Source organism: Roseofilum acuticapitatum BLCC-M154, assembly GCF_030068475.1.
GTDB lineage: Bacteria > Cyanobacteriota > Cyanobacteriia > Cyanobacteriales > Desertifilaceae > Roseofilum > Roseofilum acuticapitatum.
In genome coordinates this window covers 59,398-80,451 of sequence record NZ_JAQOSP010000104.1, presented here as the reverse complement: position 1 = coordinate 80,451, position 21,054 = coordinate 59,398, and the positions used below count along the sequence as shown (strand labels likewise).

Genomic DNA, 21,054 nt, shown 5'->3' with positions numbered 1-21,054 from the left:
AAGTTGGTTTTGATTGTACCGGAAAGTTTTCTAAGACGCTAATCCAATCTCCGGATCGCTCATGAGTTTTGGGAAGCACGGGCTTCTAACCATAGGGGAACAACGATCCAAGCGATGAGGAGAACTAGAGCAAGGATGGCAAATTGCCCCACCCAAGCGATCAGTTGTTCCAGGGCAATGACGCGGCCGACAAAAAAGGAAAGGCTGACCATAACACTCGCCCAAAGACTGGCTCCGGCCACATTACAGAGAAGAAATTTAGGATAGGGCATTTCTACAATACCGGCGATCGGGCCAGCAAAGATCCGCAGCAGGGCGACGAAACGACCAAGAAAGACCGCACGAGCGGCATTTTGCTGAAATTGGGTTTTAGCATTTTCAAGTTGATGTTCAGCCACCCGAAAGAATTGACCCACTTTGAGCAGTAGGGGCCATCCTCCGGTTCTACCGATCCAATATCCACAACTATCACCAATGACGGCTCCGGCGATCGCACTGGTGAGGACTCGCCAATAGACCATTTCGCCGCTACCGGCTAGAAATCCACCCACCAGGGTAATCGTTTCACCCGGTAGGGGGAGTCCAGTATTTTCGAGCATAATGCCGAGAAAGATCGTCCAGTATCCGTATTGACTGGCTAGGGATTGAATCGTATCGAGGGAGAGAAATTCTAAGGACATGCAAACCAGTTGGGGGAGAAGGGAACGTATTTGTTACGTTGCTAGATTGAGCTTTCTCTGATCTTGGCGCGGAATCCGGGTACTGTCAATCTCCACTGGGGATCGAGGCTTCGGGAAAGTTTGACCGAGGGAGTGAAGTTCTAAAAAAGTGTAGTTTTTGGGGCTGACAATTCTCAATTTTCACGCTTATATTAAGAAGGTCTAAAGGAGCGATCGCTAGAGTAAGATTGCTTAAGCTAGAGTTCGGTCGTCTTGCCGGACTCTTTTGGCTTTAGATCTTGGATGGGTCAACGATTTTCACCTCCTAGGGACTTATCAAAAGGATAACTACAATGACAAATAGAGTAATGGGTCAGTTTGCGGTTCTTCACCCTCAAGGGCGTTTCGATCGCCAGGGTGGGGAAAAAATTGCTCGCCAGATTGAGGAGATGGCTTCTGGGACTTCTGTCCTTTGTTTAGATTTGGCTAGAGTCGATTTCATGGATAGTGCCGGACTCGGTAAGCTCGTTTCTGGACTTAAAACGGCTCGTCAGCAGGGTTGTCGTCTAGTTCTGTGTCATATTCCTGGACAGGTCAAGCTCATTTTGGATATTGCCAGATTAGAGGGAGTCTTTGAAGTTTATTCTTCCTATGAAGAGGTGGTAGAGAGGTATCAGCCCAATCAATTAAGGGCTGCTTGAGGAAATGGCTTTAATTTGTAGGTCAATCAGGGGGGTTCCGATTTGGCAATACCAGTAACTGGTGAGTAAGTCTGGTTCCTGAACCCCTAAACTGGCTAAGACTGGGGTATCGGGAAAGGGAATTAGGCGATCGAACCAGGGATCGGATATTCCCCCAAACTGAAGCAAATAAACGCTAGGAATAGCTTGGATATGGCGCAACAGTTGATAACTCAATTGGTAGAGGGTTTGACGGCTGCGATCGCCTAAATGTAGAGGTTGATGATAGTTGGAGTTCCTGTTTTCAATGGCTTCACCATAGACCGGCCCTTTGGCCGTCAGAATAATGGGTAGCCAATAGTTTCCTTCGCCGGTAGGGTATCCCCAAGTGGTCACGGTTTGCCGTAGGGGGTCTAGCGATCGGCAGTTTTGGTAAGCTTTTTGACCCTGAAAAGGAAGAGAATCAGGAATGTTGAAGGTCAAAGGACAGAAAAGCCCGTTATCTGAAGGGTTAAGCGTATTAAGAGATTGAATAGAGGTATTCAGATCAGGGGAAATACTGTTAATTATTTGTAATAATTTTACAGGCAAAGGAGCCGAGCGATCGCGATCGGACTCGACAACAATCTGCACAGAGGAATGGGACATGCGATCGGTTACAGCGCTTCGCGCTGTTAAGTAATGAGTAATGAGTAATAAGTAATGAGAGTGTACCTCATTAAAGCGCGAAGCGCTGTAGATCAAATTTTTAATTTTTAATTTTTAATTTTTAATTGATATTAGTGATGGGAAAATCGGGTAAATCGATGCGCGACGGGTTGCGGGTTCTCATGGCTAATCGATAGCTGACGCTTTGCAATTCAGCGTGCAGTTGGCGGTTTTCCCGTTGGAGCATAGCGACCTTTTCCCGGATGGGTTCCATGCGTTCGGCAAACTTTTGCCGATAGAGATGGGGAAGTTCTTGTACCACTTGTTCGAGCATTCCGGAGCGATCGCTTAATTCTTGCACGGACTGACGCAGTTGATAGATTTCGCGATCGCGCTCTTCGATTTGTTCTTGATAGAACTGTACCTGCTCCTCCACCTTTTGCAATTGCTCTTGGAGCGATCGCATATTTTCCATTTGATCGCCTGACTGAGTTTGAGCTGGGATAAAAGAGGCATTCCCTTTCACTAACCGAAACAGCTCTTGAGACAACTGTTGTACCAATTGGTCTCTTAAAGTTAACTCTTCCCGCAAGCGCGTCATTTCCGCTTGAAATTCCTGAAGGCTCTCCGAGTCAGAAGCATGGGTCATTTTAGGTCTCCTTTGGATAATAGGGAATGGGGATGAGGGGCAGCCATTATTACATAACTCATTTAGGTTTGCTATAGACAGGTTCCAAGGAATTGACCGGTTCAGAATCTAGGGCTTCCTCATACAACGCTAGATCGAACCAAAAGGTCGTCCCCACTCCCACTTCACTGACCAATTGTACACAACTATTATGTTTATCAATAATATTGCGGACAATAGATAATCCCAGTCCCGTTCCTTCTAAGGTATGCACTCGGTTTTCCACCCGATAGAAGCGGTCAAAAATAGCCGCTTGGTCTTCTGGATCGATCCCAATTCCCGTATCAGCCACTTCGATGCGGACGACCTTCTTATTGCTCGGAGGACAATAGGCCCGAATCATTACTTTACCTTTCGATTCGGTAAATTTGAGGGAATTTCCCACTAAATTGGTGAGGACTTGTAGGAGGAGATCGTAATGGCCCCAAATTTTCGGTAAATCCGTTTCAATCTCTTGGCGCAGTTCAATTCCCTTATCTTTGGCATTCAGTTGATAGGTGCGGAGGGTTTGCTCAATCAGTTGTCCCACATATACCGCATCCAAGTGATAAGTGCGGCTAGATTCTAGTCGAGATAGATCTAATACATCATTAACCAAGCGTGTGAGGCGATCGGTTTCATGATTTGCGGTTTCCAGAAAATCGCGCCGCTCAACTTCACTCAGTTCTTCCCCATACTCATAGAGGGTTTCAATAAACCCTTTAATATTAAATAAAGGAGTTCTCAGTTCATGGGATACATTGCTAATAAATTGGCTTTTCGCTTCATTCAGTTCCACCTCGCGGGTGATATCTTGAACCGTCATCGCAATCCCTTTCAAGTTGCCAATATTCCCATTCTCTAAATTGGGTTTAATATGATGCTCATATAAGACGCATTCTTGGGCTAGGGGACGTTCGGGAACTACACAAGTATTATTCTCATCATGTAGGCAGTCTTGACATAAAGCGCCCTCTCCTGTGGCGCGATGGGATAAAACCGTGGTTAAAAGAATTCTTACGGTGCGTTTAACCGGTTCACTTAAAGTGATCCGAAATTCATGGACAGACGCTCCATCAGCCGGGGAAAATTTGCCTTGAATAATTTCATAAAGGGGACGAGTGAGTTTGACTTGTATGGGGGGTGGTACATAGCGTAAAACATTTTTACCGACTACGGGTTCTCCTTCCCAATCAAACATGCGGCGAGCATTGGGATTGACTAAGATAATATTCAGTTCGGTATCTAACAACATTGCGCCATCAGCAATGGTGGAAACCAGCGTTTCTAGTTTGGCTTTTTCGGCAGTTAATTCTTCAATATTTTGTTCTTCATAGCTCTCTAACCGTTCCGCCATTTCATTAAAGCTACAAATGAGTTCACCCAATTCTCCGCTCAAGGGTAAATCAATGCGCTGCTTAAAATTACCCGAAGCGATACTTTTTACTCCAGATAAGAGTTCTTTAATGGGTTGAGTAATGGCGAGAGCATTGAAGACTCCCCCTAAAATGACCATTGACCAAATGGAGACGAAAACAGCTAGGGTTACATCGCGGGTTAAATTGGAGGAGGTGACGACGGTAGGATTAGGATTAATGCCGATCGCCAATACGCCAAGATATTTGTTTTCATGGATCAGGGGAACGAAGACATCCGTGACTTCTCCATCGGGGGTTTGATGTTGGCGCACCAGGGGAGCTTGGGAGGAAGTCATGTAATTCTCTGGGAGCTGAATGCGCCGTTCGATACTGAGGGAGGTTTGTACTTCGGAGTCCCAGAAGGGAAGACCGAAAAAGAGTTTACCTTCTCGGTCGGCGTAGAGCAGATAACGGATATTGGAGGTACTGTTATAGAAGCGCTGGGAAAATCGGGCGACTTCCGTGAGGTTATTTTCGGCTACCAGGGGCGTGACGTTGGAGGCCAGCAGGAGTCCCAGGTCTTGACCAAAGCGGGTATCATGGAGGCGAGCATCGAGTTGAATGGTGTTGACGGCCCAGAAGGTGAGACTGCTCATGATCAGGGATACCGCTAGGGTAGCTGCTGCCATGAGTCGGGTTTGCAGAGTGAATTCTGACCACCAATGGGCGATCGCTCCTTTAAGATTTTTCAGTAAAGCCACCATGATACCGATGCATTGCGCTGAAGACCTACAGTTTTTTAGATTCTTTCTATTATGGGTTACTCCTTGGGTTTTTGCCGCACCCGATGGCCGATGTCTCGACGGGTGTAGATGCCCTGGAAGTGAATGGAGGCGATCGCCTGATAGACTTTTTCAAAGGCCAGATCGTGGGTTGCTCCCACCGCAGTTACGCCCAAAACGCGCCCCCCACTGGTGACGGGATGATTATCTTTTAGGCTAGTTCCCGCTTCAAACACGATCGCCCCTTGAGCTTCGGCCAACTCTATACCGGTGATGGGAAACCCTTTAGCAAAGTCACCGGGATAGCCTTCAGAGGCTGCCACCACACAAGCACAGGCTCCCGGTTTCCAGGTTATCTCTTGTTGGGCTAATTCTCCTTTAGCGGTGGCTAAAAGGAGAGTTTCTAGGGGGGTTTCCAACAGGGGGAGAATGGCTTGAATTTCTGGATCGCCAAACCGACAGTTAAATTCGATCACTTTCGGATCGCCCTCTGGGGTAATCATCAGGCCAGCATACAACACACCCCGGTAGGTAATGCCCCGTTTTTTCAGGGTTTTTATGGTGGGGATGAGAATTTCTTGGTTAATACGATCGCTTAATTCTGGGGTCACTAGGGGCGCTGGAGCATAGGCTCCCATGCCTCCGGTATTGGGCCCTGTGTCCCCTTCACCAATGCGTTTGTGGTCTTGGGCGCTGATCAGGGGTCGGATAGTTTCGCCGTCGGTGAGGGCTAAAATAGAGGCTTCTTGACCGGTCAGATATTCTTCAATCACTACGGTTTGACCGGCTGCGCCAAATTTACCGGAAAAGGCCTCGGATAGGGCTTCTTCTGCTTCTGCTAAGGTCATGGCCACGGTCACCCCTTTCCCAGAAGCTAGACCATCGGCTTTAATGACGATGGGGATTTTTCCGCTCTGGACATAGGCGCGGGCAGCCGGTTCATCTGTAAATACGGCACAGGCAGCCGTAGGAATGGATGCCTCGCTCATGAGGGCTTTCGCCCAGGCTTTGCTGGCTTCTATTTGCGCTCCCGCTTGGCTTGGGCCAAATACGGTTAAGTTGTGGCGTTGTAGAACATCGGTGATACCGAGGGCGAGGGGTGCTTCTGGGCCAATGATAATCAGATCGATGGCATGGGTTTTAGCATATTCGGCGATCGCCTCAAACTGGTCAACTTGGTCAATGTTGAGGGGCAGATTTTCGCAGCGCTTTAACCGTGCCGTTCCCCCATTGCCGGGGATACAGATAACATGCTGCACTTGGGAAGATTGCAGAAGGGTTTTGGCGATCGCATGTTCTCGCCCTCCACTACCAATGACAATGATCTTCACGTTCGGTTATTCCATCACACTTACCTGTCTGATTGTAGTATGCGATCGGAAACTTATGGCAATTAACAATGTTCATGTCGGCGACAGCCGAAACAATGGATTGGTAGGGGCGGGTTTTACCCATAACTAGAATTCTCACCAGCCCATTTTGTAAACCCGCCCCCCTTCTGTGTCTCCCCAGAGTTTACCATCTACACAAACCAGAAGCCAGGTTTCTCCAAGAAACCCGGCTTCTCGGAACATGAGGGGATTAAACCCTATGAGAGATTAAGAACCGGTGAACAGAAAGCGAACCGTATCACCGACTAAACGACCAGCAGCGTGCCATGCATGGACGGAAGGACTTTCATCGGGGTGTTCTTCGACTTCGATTTGATATTCTTCATCGTAAGCGTTATCAATGGCGCTATTGGCGACGGATTGAGTGACACCGGAAACGAAAGCAATCAAGGATTTAGACATGATTTTAACCTCGTGAACAATGAGAGAAACTAGACAAAATTGAGACTAGAGAGTTTAGATTAACCACAGCCGTTGCAGATGGCGTTCTGCATCCCAGTAAGCAGTGCGAGAATGGAGCATCCGATGATTATTGAAAATTAATAAACCATTTTGGGGGATGCGAATTGATTCATGGTTGTTGTCAAACCAATTGACAATTTTATGACAGATATCAAGTAACCAAGAATCCCTCACTGAGGGTGTAGTTTGGGTCATCTCTGGGGAAGGCGTGCCGTAAACTAGGGTATTGTAAGAAAACCGAAATAGGGGTTGATTCTGATTCAGAGAGAGGATAGGACGGAGGATTTGTTGTTTGCCATCTTTAGAGAAAAATGGATAGGGATTAGAGAGCATCTTTTGTTGGTCGGTCTCGGTTAGATGTCTGAGCAATTCCTGTCCGTCTGCCAGGGTAGTATAGCCACCGCCAAACTGGTCAGGTTTTAGGCAATACAGGGCTAAATAATTGGGAGGAACCAATAAATCGCTGCCGTCGGTATGGGGACGGAGGGGGTTTTGGCTTTGGGAATCTGACCGGTTTTGTTTGCTGGAATTCGCTTTAACATCATAGATTGTTTGACCGTTTTCTTGGGTCATGGGTTGGCATTTCGCGATCTGTTTTGCCACGGTTTGCCAGATGTCTGGGTGGACATGGGAAAGGAAGACCCAACCGTTTTGATGCAGATTTTGACCGATGGCGTTGATGCCATTGGATTCGAGTGATAACATAATGGTGTTGAAAATTAGTGTGTGGCCTTAAGTCGAGGTTTCGGCTTAAGGTTTTTTGTTGAGGAAGCGGGTTCTTAGAACTGGCTGCCTATGTTTTTGTTATAGCGAGTTTTGGGTAAGAAAATCAAGGGTTTAATGACTTGCTTTGTCTCTAAAATTAAAGGGTATATATCTTGATGTCTTAAGTGTTTTTTTTGTTTTTTTTTGACTCAGATTGACTCAGATTGACTCCCGATGTCTACTGATGTCTCAAAATGTCTCTTACTTACGGTAAAGAGGATGGATTAAAATTTTTTTTGCTATGGTAAATATAAGTTGATTAATGTTTTTAAGAGCAAAATGGAACATTTAGGAGTTAAAGTGATGCAACCCATTGAGATTCCAGAGCGCTATGAAGGACTGTTTTTGGAGAGTATTGCTAAGTCACTGAACCTTTCTCCCGTTGCAGTTGAGGTGTTTAAGACGCGGGTATCTAAAGCCAACTTAAAGAAGCAGTGGTGTGAGTTAACGGCGGCGCTGCCGGATTCGATAAATGGCGACGATGCACGAAAAAACATTTGGTGGAGAGAGATTCGTGAACCTCTGCAAAACTGGGGGTTTGATTATCAAGAGAATGGTAAAAAGCTCTGGTTGAAGGTGCGCGAATGGTTAGAGCAGACCAAGTATGAACCCTGGTTATGGGAAATGCTCAGGCAGAAAGCGCAACTGACCCAGCAGATGGGATTTCTGGAAGTGCGTGAACTGGTGGAAATGAGTCACTTGGGGGCGCGTCGTGCATCGTCTAAGTGTTATGTGGAGCGGGTGAAAATGGGCAGCGAGTTGAAGTTGGAGATGACGGTAGCAGAATCGACTCATTTAACCCTATTGGAGCGGGAACCGAATGGGACGGTGGTGTGTTTGTGTCCTTCGGAGTATGCACGGCAGAGTCTGCTTACGGTAGGGGTGCATGAGTTTCCCCAAAAGGAAGCCCCCTATCCCACATTTGCAGCAACGGAGGTGGGTAAGGAGCGGTGGTTGGCGCTGTTGACTCCGGATGCTCCTCGGTTTAGGTGGTTGGAGCAAAGTCGCGCTGAGGCGTTGGAGTTGCAACCGGTGCAGTTGCAGGAGGTGTTGGACTATGTGAGCGAGGGGAGGAAGGGACGGTTATTGTATACGGAATATGAGGTGTATTAGCCTAGGCGCTAAGAAACCCGGTTTCTTGAAGAAACCGGGTTTCTGGGCCCCCCAAGGGGATCAGACAAATCATTATTAATGGTGAATTGCTATGGACGAACAACGAATCGCACAATACGCGGAACTGATTGCAAAACTGCTCACCTGTCCGAATGGTGAGGAACTGGAGATTCTGGAAGCCAATGTTGAACTGCTCGATGCGGGGTTCTTGTCGGTAATGGCAGCTTATAGCCAATATCTTCGCAGTCAGGGACAGGAGAAGAACGCCAAGTGGTTAGAAGAGTTTGCCCAACACCTGGAACCCGCAATACGAGAAATGGGAGGCTCTGATAATGCCGAGAGTTGGGAAACCGTAAACCAGCAAGTGGTGCAACTGTACCAACAGGGACAATATGCAGCCGCTATTCCCCTGGGAGAGAGGGCGATCGAACTGGCGCGGGAGCGGTGGGGGAATGAGCATGAAAACGTAGCCACGAGTCTGAACAACCTGGCAGCGTTGTACCAGTCTCAAGGCAGATACACCGATGCCGAACCCCTGTTCCAACAAGTAATAGCCATAGTCCGCATCGCCCTACCCGAAAACCATCCCCAACTTGCCACCCACCTGAACAACCTGGCTCTGTTGTACCAGTCTCAAGGCAGATACACCGATGCCGAACCCCTGTTCCAAGAAGCATTAGCCATCGACCGCATCGCCCTACCCGAACACCATCCCCAACTTGCCACCCACCTGAACAACCTGGCAGGGTTGTACAAGTCTCAAGGCAGATACACGGAAGCCGAACCCCTGTACCAAGAAGCATTAGCGATCGCCCCCATCGCCCTACCCGATAACCATCCCCAACTTACCACCCACCTGAACAACCTGGCTCTGTTGTACCAGTCTCAAGGCAGATACAGGGAAGCGTTGCAGCAATTCCAAGCTTCTCTGAAGTGCGAACAAAACCGACTGCGCTATATCTTCAGCACCCATTCTGACCGGGAGCGCCGGGAATATCTGCAATCCAACCGGATAACCTATGATTTATTCCTCAGCCTGGTGTCCCAGTCTCTAGCCGATGACCCGGAAGCGGTGGGGGCTGCCCTCGATGCCGTATTGCGCCGCAAATCCCTGACCACGGCAGCTTTGGCGGCCCAGAGTGCGGTTATCCATGGGGGACGCTATGGAGAAACGGTGATGGCTCTGTTCCGTCAGTGGCAAGACGCTCTGGAGGAACTGCGGGAAGCGACGTATAGCCCACCCCCTCCCCAGATTGACCCAGAGGTTGACCGAAAACAGCGCCAGGAGCATCGCCAGCGCGTCAAAGACCTGCAAACTGAAGCGGAAAGCCTGGAAAAACAACTGGCCAAGGAAGTGCCAGAGCTGCAACTGAACCAAGACACGATTAACCGGCAAGTGGTTGCCGACCAACTGCCGGAAGGTTCGGCGCTGGTGGAGTTTGTTCGCTTCCGTCGTAATGATTTTGGTGAGTCTGAGCAACAGTGGCAAGAGGAGCGCTATCTGGCGTTTACGGTGATGGCGCACCAACCGGAGCAGGTGCGGTTAATTGATTTAGGAGAAGCGGAAGCCTTGGACGGGTTGATTACCCAATTTCGCGGCTATTTTACCGGCTCAGGGGATAACCTGGCGCGTCGTACACCAGAGTTTGAAGAGCAGAAAGCGCAGAAGGAGCGGGAGGAGAAGAAAAAGCGGGAGGAGAAAGCTAAGGAACAGTCGCAGACGCAAGAGCAAGTCTATCGGGTTCTCTGCCAACCGTTGATTGAGGCGTTGGCTGGGGTTTCCCACTGGTTCCTGGCTCCGGATGGGGCGTTGAATTTGCTGCCGTTTCAGATTTTGCCGATGCCCTCTCCCCCAGCCCCTCTCCCACGGGAGAGGGGGGTTGGAGATTGCTTCGCTCCACTGCGTTCCACTCGCAATGACGGGGGAGAGGAGTCTGTCATGGGGGCTGGAGATTGCTTTGCTCCACTGCGTTCTGCTCGCAATGACGGGGGGGAGGAGGGGAAGCCATCCCAGGGTTATCTGGCCCATATATATAGTATGAGTTACCTGAGTTCAGGACGCGACCTGCTGCCGCGCCAGTTACCGAAGCGTAAGCTGAATGTGTGTCCGGCAACGATTCTGGCTGACCCTGACTACAACTGGGACGGTGAAAAGTCCCATCCCGCACCCGATGAACAAAACCAAGGCATTGCCCAAGCTGGCTTAGAGGCAACCCTAACCACCCTCTCCGGGTTTGGTCGTGCCGTGGGAACGGATATCTTTGGTCGCCAGGTGGCTGAACGGCTGGGAACACAAGCCTATCTGGATAAGGAAGCCGTCTCCACCCATCTCACCCATGGGGACTGTCCCCGCATCCTCGCCATTGCCACCCACGGCTTCGCCCGCACGGGACAAAAGCCTTATGTTGAGTTTGTTCTAGCGTTACTTGTGGCTAACCCCGAACAGGAAACCCAACTCTTTGAGCAACATTCTGACTTAATGAACCCGCACCTATTAGAAGAGGTCGAGCAAGTTATCCAATATTGCCAAGATAATAATTATCCCGAATTTACCCAACGCCTCCGCGCTCTAACCCCCAACATCCAAGCCTACCTCAATGCCCATCCTCCCAGCCGCCTAGACTCGGAAGCGGCGGAGGATGCCATGTACCGGGCGGGGGTTGCCCTGGCGGGAGCGAATATCTGGAACCAGGGTAAGCCGCTCCCAGAGGGGATGAAGGGGGTGCTGTTGGCTCAGGACATCGCTGCTTTAGACCTGTGGGGTAATGAACTGAGCGCCCTGATTGCCTGCCAAACCGGACTCGGTGAGGTGGCTTCTGGCGAGGGCGTGTTTGGCTTACGGCGGGCGTTTGTCGTCGCCGGGTCAAAAACCCTAATCATGAGCCTGTGGTCAGTTCCCGCCCTAGCTACGGCGTATCTAATGGAACGCTTATTCCACCACCTAGAGGAAGGTCTGGGACGCGCTGCCGCCCTTGCCCATGCTCAGTCTGATGTCTGCACGGTGACGGCTGGGGAGTTGCGCCAGTCGGATTTAGGGCAGTCTATTTTACAAGAGATAAGAGGTAATTATGCAGATGAAGATCGCCCCCTCTCCCATCCGTATTACTGGGGTGCGTGGGTATGTCAGGGGGATATTGGGCAATTGGCAATTAATCATTAACAATGGAGAGGTTGACTGATGGATGGGTTATGAGTAAGACTGAGGAAATTTTATCCCCATTACCGGGGGATGTGCTGGGAGGGTTGCGAAAGGCGGATCAACTCTGGTCAAGTGTGCGCTCGTCAAGTATACCGGTTTCGGAAGTGATTCGGGTAGCCGATCGCGGGATTTCGGGAGATGAACCTTTAGATACGGATGTGGCGATCTGTGGGGGGACTCTGGGGATTATGATGGGCTGTGCGTTGCAGTTGCGCGGCATTGGGGTGACGGTGATAGAGCGGGGAATTCTGCGGGGTAGGGTGCAGGAGTGGAATATTTCCCGTCGGGAGTTGGGGGTGTTGGTGGAGTTGGGGGTTTTGACTGAGGAGGAGTTAGAGGAGGCGATCGCCACTGAGTATAACCCAGCCCGGATTAGTTTTCCCGGTAGCCGGGATATTTGGGTTAAGGATATCCTCAATATTGGCATCGATCCGGTGTTTCTGTTGGAGTGTCTCAAGCAGCGTTTTTTGGCAGCAGGAGGAACCCTGTTAGAGCAAACGCCGTTTGCAGGAGCGACGATTTACGGCGATCGCATTATCATCAAAGCAGGAAATCAAAACATTAATGCTCGCTTACTCCTCGATGCCATGGGGCACTTTTCCCCCATCAGTCAACAAGCACGAGCAGGAGCAAAACCCGATGCCGTCTGTTTAGTCGTTGGTAGCGTCGCTCAAGGCTATCCCCAAAATGATACCGGAGATCTGTTTGTCTCCTTCACTCCCCCCATACATCACTGTCAATATTTCTGGGAAGCTTTTCCTGCCAAAGATGGGCGCACTACCTATTTATTCACTTACTTAGATGCCCATCGCGATCGGTTTAGCCTAGAATTTTTCTATGAAGAATACTTGCGCTTACTCCCCGAATACCAAAACATTTCCCTCGATCAACTCACGTTTCAACGCGCCCTCTTCGGCTTCTTTCCCTGTTATCAAAATAGTCCCCTAAAACTGCCCTTCGATCGCATCTTACCCATCGGTGATAGTAGTGGTAGTCAGTCTCCCCTCAGTTTTGGCGGTTTTGGAGCCATGATCCGCCACTTAAAGCGCTTAACCTTGGGCATTGAAGAAGCCTTAACCCTAGATCATCTCAAACAAAAACAATTATCTCTACTCCAACCCTATCAACCCAGTTTATCCGTTACTTGGCTCTTCCAACGCTCCATGAGTTTAAAAATGGAAAGCAAAGACTTTCTCGTGCCTCCCAATGACTTGCTCCGGGGCGTTTTTGCCATTATGGAAGAAGCAGGCGATGATGTTTTACGTCCCTTTTTGCAAGATGTGGTACAGTTTCCCGGCTTAACTGAAACCTTACTTAAAACCTGGATTCAACAACCCCTTTCTGTGCTGAAAATTATTCCTCAAGTAGGCTTGCTTACTCTGATTAACTGGATGATCCATTATCAGAATTTAGCGGCTTATACCCTATTGGATGTCATCGGTAATTCCTTAGAACCTGCTCTAAAATTCCTTTCTCCAGAGCAACGCTACACTTATCACCGTTGGCGAGAGGGTTGGCATTATGGCTCAGGACGGGATTATAGCGCTTCGCGCTAGGGAATAGGGAATAGGGAATAGGGTTGTGGTACATGGCTTTGAGCCTTTAAGGCTGTACATCATAAAGTTCGATCGCTATTTGAGAGAGAATCGGTAATGCTCGCAGCGATCCCTGAATCAGATTCATGGCTTTGAGGGGATGTTTGAGCAGCTCTAGGGTGAGGGAAAGGGGATCGAGTTGCCCTTGAGGGTTCAGAGTAGCATTGAGATTGGGTAGATCTTGATTATGGCGATCGCCAATAATCCGTACCATCCCCACCGGAATATCTAGGCTTTGTAAGGTTTTTAAGATCGCAAAGCCTTCCATATCCACAGCAGAAGCGCCATAGGTTTGACCAAGGTGTTTTTTTTCACTGGCTTGAGTAATAATAGAAGTGCTGGTTAAGGCTCTGATCGCTGGGGTATGGGGGGTTAGTCGAAGCCGGAGAAACTCGGTTAAGGAGCGATCGCACTCTAGAGTCTCTCCGAGATGATAACACTGTTGATAGACCACGCGATCGCCCAGTGGATAGTCAGGGGACAAACTTCCGGCTAATCCCAATACCAGAACTTTGGGGCGATAATGCTCCCCATCGCTAACACGATCGGGTAAAATTTCTCCGATCCACTGTTGCAAGTACCCCGTAACCGCTTCCCCTCCCATAGGAATGGGATACACCAGAGGCAACCTAGAGGATAATGACAAAGAAGCTATACCTCGACGAACCGCGTGATATTCAGCCCCTTGAGGGACTAAAATCACATTGGGTAAGGAGATGTCGATCTGATCCAAGTCAATTCTTCTCAGGTGAAACCCTGGGGAACTTATTGAGTACCCGAAACTTCTTTACTGCCCAGTTATTCTAATCGATTGAGAATTCAAGGACAATAACAATCATGGATGCATGGAAAATAGGGTTATCAACCCTGATGAGCCTGGGATATTTAGGGATATTGGTAACTCCCCTAGCTAGAGCGCAGTCTACCCCGAATCGTTATCCCGAAAAAGCGGTGAATGAAATTCTCGACAATTGCAGCACAAAAGTGGAGACATTTTTACCGGCAGATTTCGTCGAACCCTTATGTCAATGTGTGCTAACTGAGTTTCAAGCTCAGTTTCCTTATGCTGACTATCAGAGAATCATTCGTGAAGCTGAGGCAAAAGGAGAAGATCCCTCCGAATTTACTGAAATTGGTCAAGAATGCGCGGCTAAGTTAATTTAAGATCCATGAGTCTATTTTTTTAGGTTTATTGTCCCCAGCTCTTGGGGATTTTTTATCGATAGCTTAGGGCAAGGTTGGCTATGAGTTCAGGGAAAGGAAAATCGCCGAAAGGGATGCAGCGCCACCAGAAATGGCGGCAGAGGTTAAATATTTCCCGTTGGGCGATCGCCTCCCCCAGAATCACGCTAGGATTTTGGATCGCTACAGTGGTGGCGGGGATTTTAGCCTTTAGTTCCCTCAAATATGCCCTCTTTCCCGATATTACCTTTCCGGTGGTGGTGGTTCATGCTTCTGCACCTTTGTCTACTGCCTTAGAGGTAGAATCTCAACTGACTGAACCCATAGAACAAGAGCTTGGGGATCTACCCGGATTAAACCATAGCCGCTCTTTAGTCTATCCGGGACAAACGGTAGTCAATGGCATTTTTGAAGTGGGGGTGAATTTGGAGGCGATCGCCCCCCAATTAGAAGCCAACTTAAATCAGGTATCTCTACCCCAGGATACCGAATTTGAGGTCATTGCTCTGAATTTGAATGAGTCGAGCGCGATCAGTTATGCCATCATCAGCGAGACACTTTCCTTGCCAGAGTTACGTGAAATTGCTGTATCTTCTTTTGTGCCCCAATTATCGGCTGTTGAGGGGGTGTTACGGGTGGATCTATTGGGAGATGGCTTAGATCGCAACCGGGAAACCTCGCCAGATTCCCAGTTAGACGAGGTTTTGGCTACCCAACATCCGCCTACCTTAGTGAGGTTTAATGGGGAAAATGCCCTAGCTTTGAGTGTCGTCAAACGGAGTGATGCCAATACGTTGGATGTGGTAGATCGGATTGAAAATGAAGTTGCTCAGTTACAGGAGAATCATCAGGATTTACAGTTAGTTTTAGCGGATACGGATGCTGAATATATTGAAGAAGCCACGCAATCAACGATTGATGCTTTGTTTTTGGCGATCGCCTTAGCCGTATTGGTAATTTTTGTTTTTCTCTGGAATATCCCTGCAACCCTGATCGCTGCTTTAGCGATTCCCATGTCTCTATTAGCCACGTTTATGGTGATGGCGAGCTATGGGTTTAATTTGGAAACCATTACTCTGTTGGCGTTAGCCTTGGTGATTGGCATTATTGTGGATGATGCCATTGTGGAAGTCGAAAATATCATCCGCCATGTGGAGTTAGGGAAATCTCCCTTAAAAGCGGCGATCGCCGCCACGAATGAAATTGGCTTAACCGTGTCTGCTTCTACCCTTACCATTGTCGCCGTTTTTCTCCCCGTTGCCTTTATGGGTGGCACAGTAGGACAATTTTTCAAACCCTTTGGCTTAACCATTTCTGCCGCCGCGATCGCCTCTTTGCTCGTTGCTCGTACCCTCACGCCAATTTTAGCCGTGGATTGGCTCAAACGGCAAAAAACCTTAAAACAAAAGCCAGTGCTAAGATATGGGGTTTCTAGCGCCTATGGTTCCCTGCTGGAATGGTGTTTACATCACCGATGGATTGTCATGGGAATTGCTCTGTTAAGTTTCATCGCCGGGATTGCCCTGATTCCCTTTATCCCCAAAGGTTTTATCCCCCAACTCGATCGCGGCGAGTTTAACATTGTCTATACCTCGGAATTGCCTAAATTTAGCGCTCCTCCTGCCACGGAAACCCCTGAAAATCAAGGATCGTTTGGTTGGTTAGCGAATCTGGCTAAGTCTCCTGAAAGTATCCTTTTACGCAAGTCTCGTAATGTTGCCGAAGCGTTAGAAGAGGGGGTTTTAAGTCTTCCTGATGTGGAAAAAGTCTATACGATTATGGGATTACGGGGAGAAGCCAATAAGGGACAGATGCGGGTGATACTTAAAGGCGATCGCCAGTTAACGACTGTAGAAATGCAGCAATTCCTACGGGATAACCTCCCGAAAATTCCTAGGGTTACGATCAGCGTTGAAGATATCCAATTTGTAGATACTGTGGATCAAAAACCGGTGCAAGTGATGTTAGCGGGAAAGGATTTAGCGCTCCTAACCCAAGTCGGGCAAGAGTTTCAGCAGGAGTTAGCCCAACTGCCTGGATTAGCCGATTTAGAGGTTACGGAAACCGGAGTGAATCAATCTGGAGAGCTACCCACACGCATCGATCGCTACCAGGGAGAGCGGGTGATTCTCTTCAGTGCTAATTTAACCGATGGAGCGGCGATCGGCAATATCAGCGATAAAATCACTCAAGTTGCTAATAGCATCCTTCCAGAAAATATCCACCTCATTATCAGTGGTGAAGGAGCATCGAGTAGCGAAGTTTTTGGTAGCTTTGGTACAACCTTAATCTTTTCTGTTCTCTCCATGCTCGTGCTACTTTGGCTCTTATTTGGTCGTCTGCAAGAGCCAATCGTTGTCGGTTTATGTCTCCCCTTATCTATTGTCGGAGCCATGTTAGCCTTACTAATGACCCAAAGTGATTTTGGCATGATTTCCCTTTTGGGTTTGATTTTTCTCCTCGGATTATTAGATAAAAATGCCCTGCTTTTAATGGACTATGCCAACCAATTACGCCAGAAAGGAATTGACCGCCATACTGCCTTATTAGAAACCGGAAAAGTGCGCCTCAGACCCATTTTAATGACCACCGGATCGACCCTACTGGGAATGCTACCTCTTGCCCTTGGATTGGGTGCAGGGGCAGAATTGCGGCAACCCATGGCAGTGGCAATTATGGGGGGATTGCTCACTTCTACTCTATTAAGTTTAATTGTTGTCCCGGTTTTATATACCTTGCTAGAAGATAGCTGGAAAGGAATTTTTAAGATCGTGAATGCCACGACCAAAAGATAGGGGGAGGTTCATGCATTAGGCAAAGCTTCACCCTTTTATTTGTATACTTGACTTAATCCTCACCCTAGATTTGATTGAACCAGTCCGTTAAATCCTGAACCGAATTAAAGTCTAGTAAAGCTTCTCCCAAAGCTTCTACTCGCTCAATATCCAGAGCTTTGATTTGAGTTTCAAGTTCCGAATCAATCTCGCCTAATTTACGCTTCATTTGACGCAGAATTAATTCCTTCTCTCGGATAAATCCCTGTTCAATGCCTCGCTCAATACCTCGCTCAATTCCTTTTTCCATCCAACTGGTGATAATTTCCATACCTGACTCCTGTTCCGATGGGGTAAATGTACTAATTTCCTGTTCAAATTCTAGCTCTTCTGAGCGATTCAGCTTGAGATAGGTATCCACAAATCCTGAGATTAACTGCATCCGGGCTGGATCTAGCTTCAATGTGGTTAATAATCGTAAACATTGGGCCTTGACTTTGGGTCTATCTTGAGGGTCAATTCTCATTTTAGCCATCAAAGCAGAAGCGATGGGATTGGGCTGATTAAGAAAATCACGCCAATTTAAGCGATTGAGTTGCACCACCTGATACTTAAATTCTAAAACATTTAAATCAGGAAAGGTAACTTTATATTGGTTTTTGGCTTCTTTGAGTGGTGTATCATAGGAAAAAAGGACGATGGGATAAACCGGTAAGGAAAATTTTTCATGCAAGCGAGCAAAATAGACAAACATTCGTCGCTCAAAGTCTTTTTGGGCACTGGCTTGGGCTTCTATATGAATGAGAAAATAAGAGGGTTTGCCGCGAAACTGGACTTGGGCGATTAAATCGCTTTCATGTCTCTCGCCTTCGGTGACATCAGTAAATACTTCTTTGTCGAGTAAAATTATAGATTGTGTGTCGATATAGTGGATGACTTGAGGGAAGAATAACTCCAGAAATTCGAGAAAAAAGGTTGAGAGGAGTTCCTTGAATAGGCGATCGTGGTCAATCATGAGAGTTAGGAGAAAATAGGGAGGATGATCCAGATGATGAATCTTAAATCTACTCATCAATCGATGGGGGCACAACGGACTTGGATCTGGCGAGGATGGCGTATCCGCTATACCTATATTCGCAGTTTATCGCGCTTGGAGGCGATCCCGATTGTGTTTTTGCATGGGTTTGGCTCTAGTTTTGCCCAATGGCGCTATAATCTGCAACCCTTGAGTGAGTTTCATTCGGTTTATGCTCTGGATCTATTGGGGTTTGGGATGTCGCAAAAGGCTCCAGAGCGCTATGGTTCGCCGTTATGGATGGCTCAGGTGTATGAGTTTTGGCGGACGATGATTAAGCGCCCGGTGATTTTGGCGGGACATTCTTTGGGGGCTTCGGTGGCGCTGGCGATCGCCGATACTTATCCAGATATGGTACAAGGATTAGTATTGTTCACTATTCCCCCTTCCCGCGAAGAGCTGTTTGAGTCTGAAGTGCAAGCTAACCTCGCTTCCTTGGAAGGGCTACTCACACCTAAGTTTCTACTGGTTCCTCTGTTTCGTCTCCTGTTTTATCCCCCTTTGTTGGTTCCCTTTGTGCGTCAAGGGTTGCGATCGGTTTATGTGAATAAGGATCTCGTGGATGAGGAGCTAGTGGAAAGTTTTACTACCCCTCCCCAAGATCCCGGAGCAGTAGAGGTTCTCTGTCGTCTGTTCCTGTCGAAAAATAATCGGGAGTATACCCCCCATGTGGGGCGGGTGTTTCCCCGGCTAAAGATGCCTGTCTTACTGGTTTGGGGCAAGCAAGACCCCATTTTTTCAATTCGCAAAGCTCGCGAGCTTGCTGCCCAAAATCCCCTGGCTCAGTTGGTGGAAATTGAAGCAGCCGGACACTGTGTTTATGATGAACAACCGCAAGAGGTGAATCAAGCGCTGGTACAGTGGATTAGATCAATTAAAAATTAAAAATTAAAAATTAAAAATTTTCATGTCGGGAGTGTTTTAGGATGTCAAAACCGGTGATTATTGCCCATCGGGGAGCGAGTGGATATCGCCCGGAGCATACGATCGCAGCTTATGAGTTGGCGAACGCCCAAGGTGCGGAGGCGATAGAATTAGATATTGTCCCCACTAAAGACGGCGAGCTAGTGGTGCGTCATGATTCTGAATTAAGCGACAGCACCGATATCATCAGCCATCCGGAGTTATCCCATTATCGAACCACTAAAACCATCTATGGGCATACCCTAGAGGGTTGGTTTACGGAAGATTTAACCCTAGCAGAAATCAAGACTTTACGCGCCAAAGAACCCTTTAGTTTTCGCTCCTCCGATTATGATTTCCAATATCCAATTTTAACCCTGTCGGAAGTTTTGCAATGGCATGAAGTCAGCCAACAGAAACTACAGCGCCCCATCACTCTCTATATCGAAATTAAACATTCCCATTATTTTCGCAGTATTGGGTTACCCATTGAAGATCGATTAATCGAATTACTGAACAACAAAGGCGATAAATTTTCCCTAGACCCAATTTTAATTCTATCCTTTGAAATCGAAAGCTTGCAGTATTTGCGCTCTTTAACCGGTTTGCGTCTTATTCAACTGATGGCACAAGCCGAGGATCAACCCTACGATCGCATGGTTCAAGGAGATCCCGTAACCTATCAACAGTTGCTCAGTATTCCCGAATTAACTAAAATCGCCCAATATGCCAGTGGTCTGGGATTACATAAAGAAATATTGTGGTCAAACGGTAGACAAGATTTAGTGAAGCAATGTCACGATCTGAATTTAACCGTCAATGTCTGGACATTTCGCCGTGAATCTCAGTTCGTTTTACCCGATTTTTCTGGAGATTGGCAGCAAGAAATGTACGCATTTATGAATTTGGGTATTGATGGTTTAATTACCGATTTTCCAGATGTCGATCTATAATTAAATCATCCTCAAGTGTCAGCCGCTAATGAAAACCGACACCCTGTTCTACAAAGTCTTCCAAGATTTCCCTGAATTCTTCTTTGAAGTATGCGGACTGCCCTCCAGTACCGCTAACCTCTATACCTTCAGCTCCGTTGAAGTCAAACAACTGGCTTTTCGCTTAGATGGACTTTTTCTCCCCAGCACTCCTAACCCAGAACTCCCCTTTTACCTCACGGAAGTCCAATTTCAACCGGATGAGACTCTCTACTATCGACTCTTTAGCGAACTGTTCCTCTACCTCAAACAATACCAACCTCCTCACCCTTGGCAAGTTGTGGTGATTTACCCCAACCGCAACATCGAACGGGAAAATGCCCTCCACTTTAGCACTCAACTGCTGCTTCCCCAAGTGACACGCATTTACCTGAATGAACTGCCCCAAAGCTCCCTAGGGTTGGGGGTGCTTAAGCTAATAATAGAGAAAGAACAAACAGCGCCCCAATTGGCTAAAAGGCTGATTGAACAAACCAAAAGCCAATTGAGCGCACAACAGGTACAGCAAAACCTGATTGATTTAATTGAAACGATTATTGTTTACAAATTGCCGCAAAAAAGCCGGGAGGAAATAGAAGCCATGCTAGGACTCAGTGACATTAAACAAACCAAAGTGTATCAAGAAGCGTTTACTGAAGGGGAACAAATGGGGCAACAGCGTGGGGAGCAAGAGGCTAAATTACAAGCGATTCCTCGTATGTTCAGTTATGGACTGCCTGCGGAGACGATCGCCGAATTACTGGATTTACCCCTAGAAACGGTTACCGAGACTCTTGCTCATTTAAATCAGCCGGAGTAAAGGGGAAGCA

Annotated in this window: 18 protein-coding genes; 9 read left to right on the top strand and 9 right to left on the bottom strand. The window is 47.8% G+C overall.

Annotated features, from left to right (window positions below):
- Positions 1-59: 59 nt before the first annotated feature.
- A complete protein-coding gene (locus PMG71_RS16210) occupies positions 60-680 on the bottom strand; it encodes a DedA family protein (RefSeq protein WP_283754746.1) in 621 nt (206 codons plus the stop codon).
- A gap of 332 nt (positions 681-1,012) precedes the next feature.
- On the opposite strand from PMG71_RS16210, the gene PMG71_RS16205 reads away from it, so the two are divergent.
- On the top strand, positions 1,013-1,360 hold the full coding sequence (locus PMG71_RS16205) for an STAS domain-containing protein (protein WP_283754745.1): 348 nt from the start codon (positions 1,013-1,015) through the stop codon (positions 1,358-1,360).
- On the opposite strand, the gene PMG71_RS16200 is transcribed toward PMG71_RS16205, so the two are convergent.
- From PMG71_RS16200 to PMG71_RS16175, 6 genes are all read right to left on the bottom strand, one after another.
- Positions 1,346-1,987, bottom strand: coding sequence for a hypothetical protein (locus tag PMG71_RS16200; RefSeq protein ID WP_283754744.1), 642 nt, complete (start codon positions 1,985-1,987; stop codon positions 1,346-1,348). The two genes, PMG71_RS16205 and PMG71_RS16200, sit on opposite strands and share 15 nt — an antisense overlap.
- A 121-nt stretch (positions 1,988-2,108) precedes the next feature.
- Positions 2,109-2,636, bottom strand: a complete 528-nt coding sequence (locus tag PMG71_RS16195; protein WP_283754743.1) for an Npun_F5560 family protein — start codon at positions 2,634-2,636, stop codon at positions 2,109-2,111.
- A gap of 58 nt (positions 2,637-2,694) precedes the next feature.
- Positions 2,695-4,776, bottom strand: coding sequence for an ATP-binding protein (locus tag PMG71_RS16190; protein WP_283754742.1), 2,082 nt, complete (start codon positions 4,774-4,776; stop codon positions 2,695-2,697).
- Between the two features lie 56 nt (positions 4,777-4,832).
- Positions 4,833-6,125: a phosphoribosylamine--glycine ligase gene (purD, locus tag PMG71_RS16185; protein WP_283754741.1), complete on the bottom strand. Its 1,293-nt coding sequence runs from the start codon at positions 6,123-6,125 to the stop codon at positions 4,833-4,835.
- A gap of 267 nt (positions 6,126-6,392) precedes the next feature.
- The gene (locus PMG71_RS16180; RefSeq protein ID WP_283754740.1) at positions 6,393-6,587 is read right to left on the bottom strand and encodes a hypothetical protein; all 195 of its coding nucleotides are present in this window, start codon (positions 6,585-6,587) and stop codon (positions 6,393-6,395) included.
- A 54-nt stretch (positions 6,588-6,641) separates the two neighbouring features.
- A complete protein-coding gene (locus PMG71_RS16175; protein WP_283754739.1) occupies positions 6,642-7,352 on the bottom strand; it encodes a TauD/TfdA family dioxygenase in 711 nt (236 codons plus the stop codon).
- A 363-nt stretch (positions 7,353-7,715) separates the two neighbouring features.
- Here PMG71_RS16175 and PMG71_RS16170 point away from each other — a divergent pair, with 363 nt between their 5' ends.
- The 3 genes from PMG71_RS16170 to PMG71_RS16160 all read left to right on the top strand — a co-directional run bounded on the left by PMG71_RS16170 (position 7,716) and on the right by PMG71_RS16160 (position 13,280).
- Positions 7,716-8,525: a DUF4384 domain-containing protein gene (locus tag PMG71_RS16170; protein ID WP_283754738.1), complete on the top strand. Its 810-nt coding sequence runs from the start codon at positions 7,716-7,718 to the stop codon at positions 8,523-8,525.
- A 91-nt stretch (positions 8,526-8,616) separates the two neighbouring features.
- Complete coding sequence (locus tag PMG71_RS16165; RefSeq protein WP_283754737.1) at positions 8,617-11,685, top strand: tetratricopeptide repeat protein; 3,069 nt, start codon at positions 8,617-8,619, stop codon at positions 11,683-11,685.
- A 29-nt stretch (positions 11,686-11,714) separates the two neighbouring features.
- Complete coding sequence (locus tag PMG71_RS16160; protein ID WP_283754736.1) at positions 11,715-13,280, top strand: FAD-dependent oxidoreductase; 1,566 nt, start codon at positions 11,715-11,717, stop codon at positions 13,278-13,280.
- 46 nt (positions 13,281-13,326) lie between these two features.
- Here the strand turns inward: PMG71_RS16160 and PMG71_RS16155 are convergent, their stop codons facing one another.
- Positions 13,327-14,052 carry a phosphorylase family protein gene (locus tag PMG71_RS16155; RefSeq protein ID WP_283754735.1) on the bottom strand — a complete coding sequence of 242 codons (726 nt, stop codon included), beginning with the start codon at positions 14,050-14,052 and terminating at the stop codon, positions 13,327-13,329.
- A gap of 104 nt (positions 14,053-14,156) precedes the next feature.
- On the opposite strand from PMG71_RS16155, the gene PMG71_RS16150 reads away from it, so the two are divergent.
- Both PMG71_RS16150 and PMG71_RS16145 read left to right on the top strand, forming a co-directional pair.
- On the top strand, positions 14,157-14,483 hold the full coding sequence (locus tag PMG71_RS16150; RefSeq protein WP_283754734.1) for a hypothetical protein: 327 nt from the start codon (positions 14,157-14,159) through the stop codon (positions 14,481-14,483).
- Positions 14,484-14,563: 80 nt separating this feature from the next.
- Complete coding sequence (locus tag PMG71_RS16145) at positions 14,564-17,296, top strand: efflux RND transporter permease subunit (protein ID WP_283754733.1); 2,733 nt, start codon at positions 14,564-14,566, stop codon at positions 17,294-17,296.
- Positions 17,297-17,360: 64 nt separating this feature from the next.
- On the opposite strand, the gene PMG71_RS16140 is transcribed toward PMG71_RS16145, so the two are convergent.
- Positions 17,361-18,290, bottom strand: a complete 930-nt coding sequence (locus PMG71_RS16140) for a DUF4351 domain-containing protein (RefSeq protein WP_347179309.1) — start codon at positions 18,288-18,290, stop codon at positions 17,361-17,363.
- 33 nt (positions 18,291-18,323) lie between these two features.
- Here PMG71_RS16140 and PMG71_RS16135 point away from each other — a divergent pair, with 33 nt between their 5' ends.
- The 3 genes from PMG71_RS16135 to PMG71_RS16125 are packed head-to-tail and all read left to right on the top strand — an operon-like array spanning position 18,324 to position 21,044.
- Positions 18,324-19,235 carry an alpha/beta fold hydrolase gene (locus tag PMG71_RS16135; RefSeq protein ID WP_283754731.1) on the top strand — a complete coding sequence of 304 codons (912 nt, stop codon included), beginning with the start codon at positions 18,324-18,326 and terminating at the stop codon, positions 19,233-19,235.
- A gap of 41 nt (positions 19,236-19,276) precedes the next feature.
- Positions 19,277-20,206, top strand: a complete 930-nt coding sequence (locus PMG71_RS16130) for a glycerophosphodiester phosphodiesterase family protein (protein WP_283754730.1) — start codon at positions 19,277-19,279, stop codon at positions 20,204-20,206.
- Between the two features lie 28 nt (positions 20,207-20,234).
- Positions 20,235-21,044, top strand: coding sequence for an Rpn family recombination-promoting nuclease/putative transposase (locus PMG71_RS16125; RefSeq protein ID WP_283754729.1), 810 nt, complete (start codon positions 20,235-20,237; stop codon positions 21,042-21,044).
- Positions 21,045-21,054 lie beyond the last annotated feature (10 nt).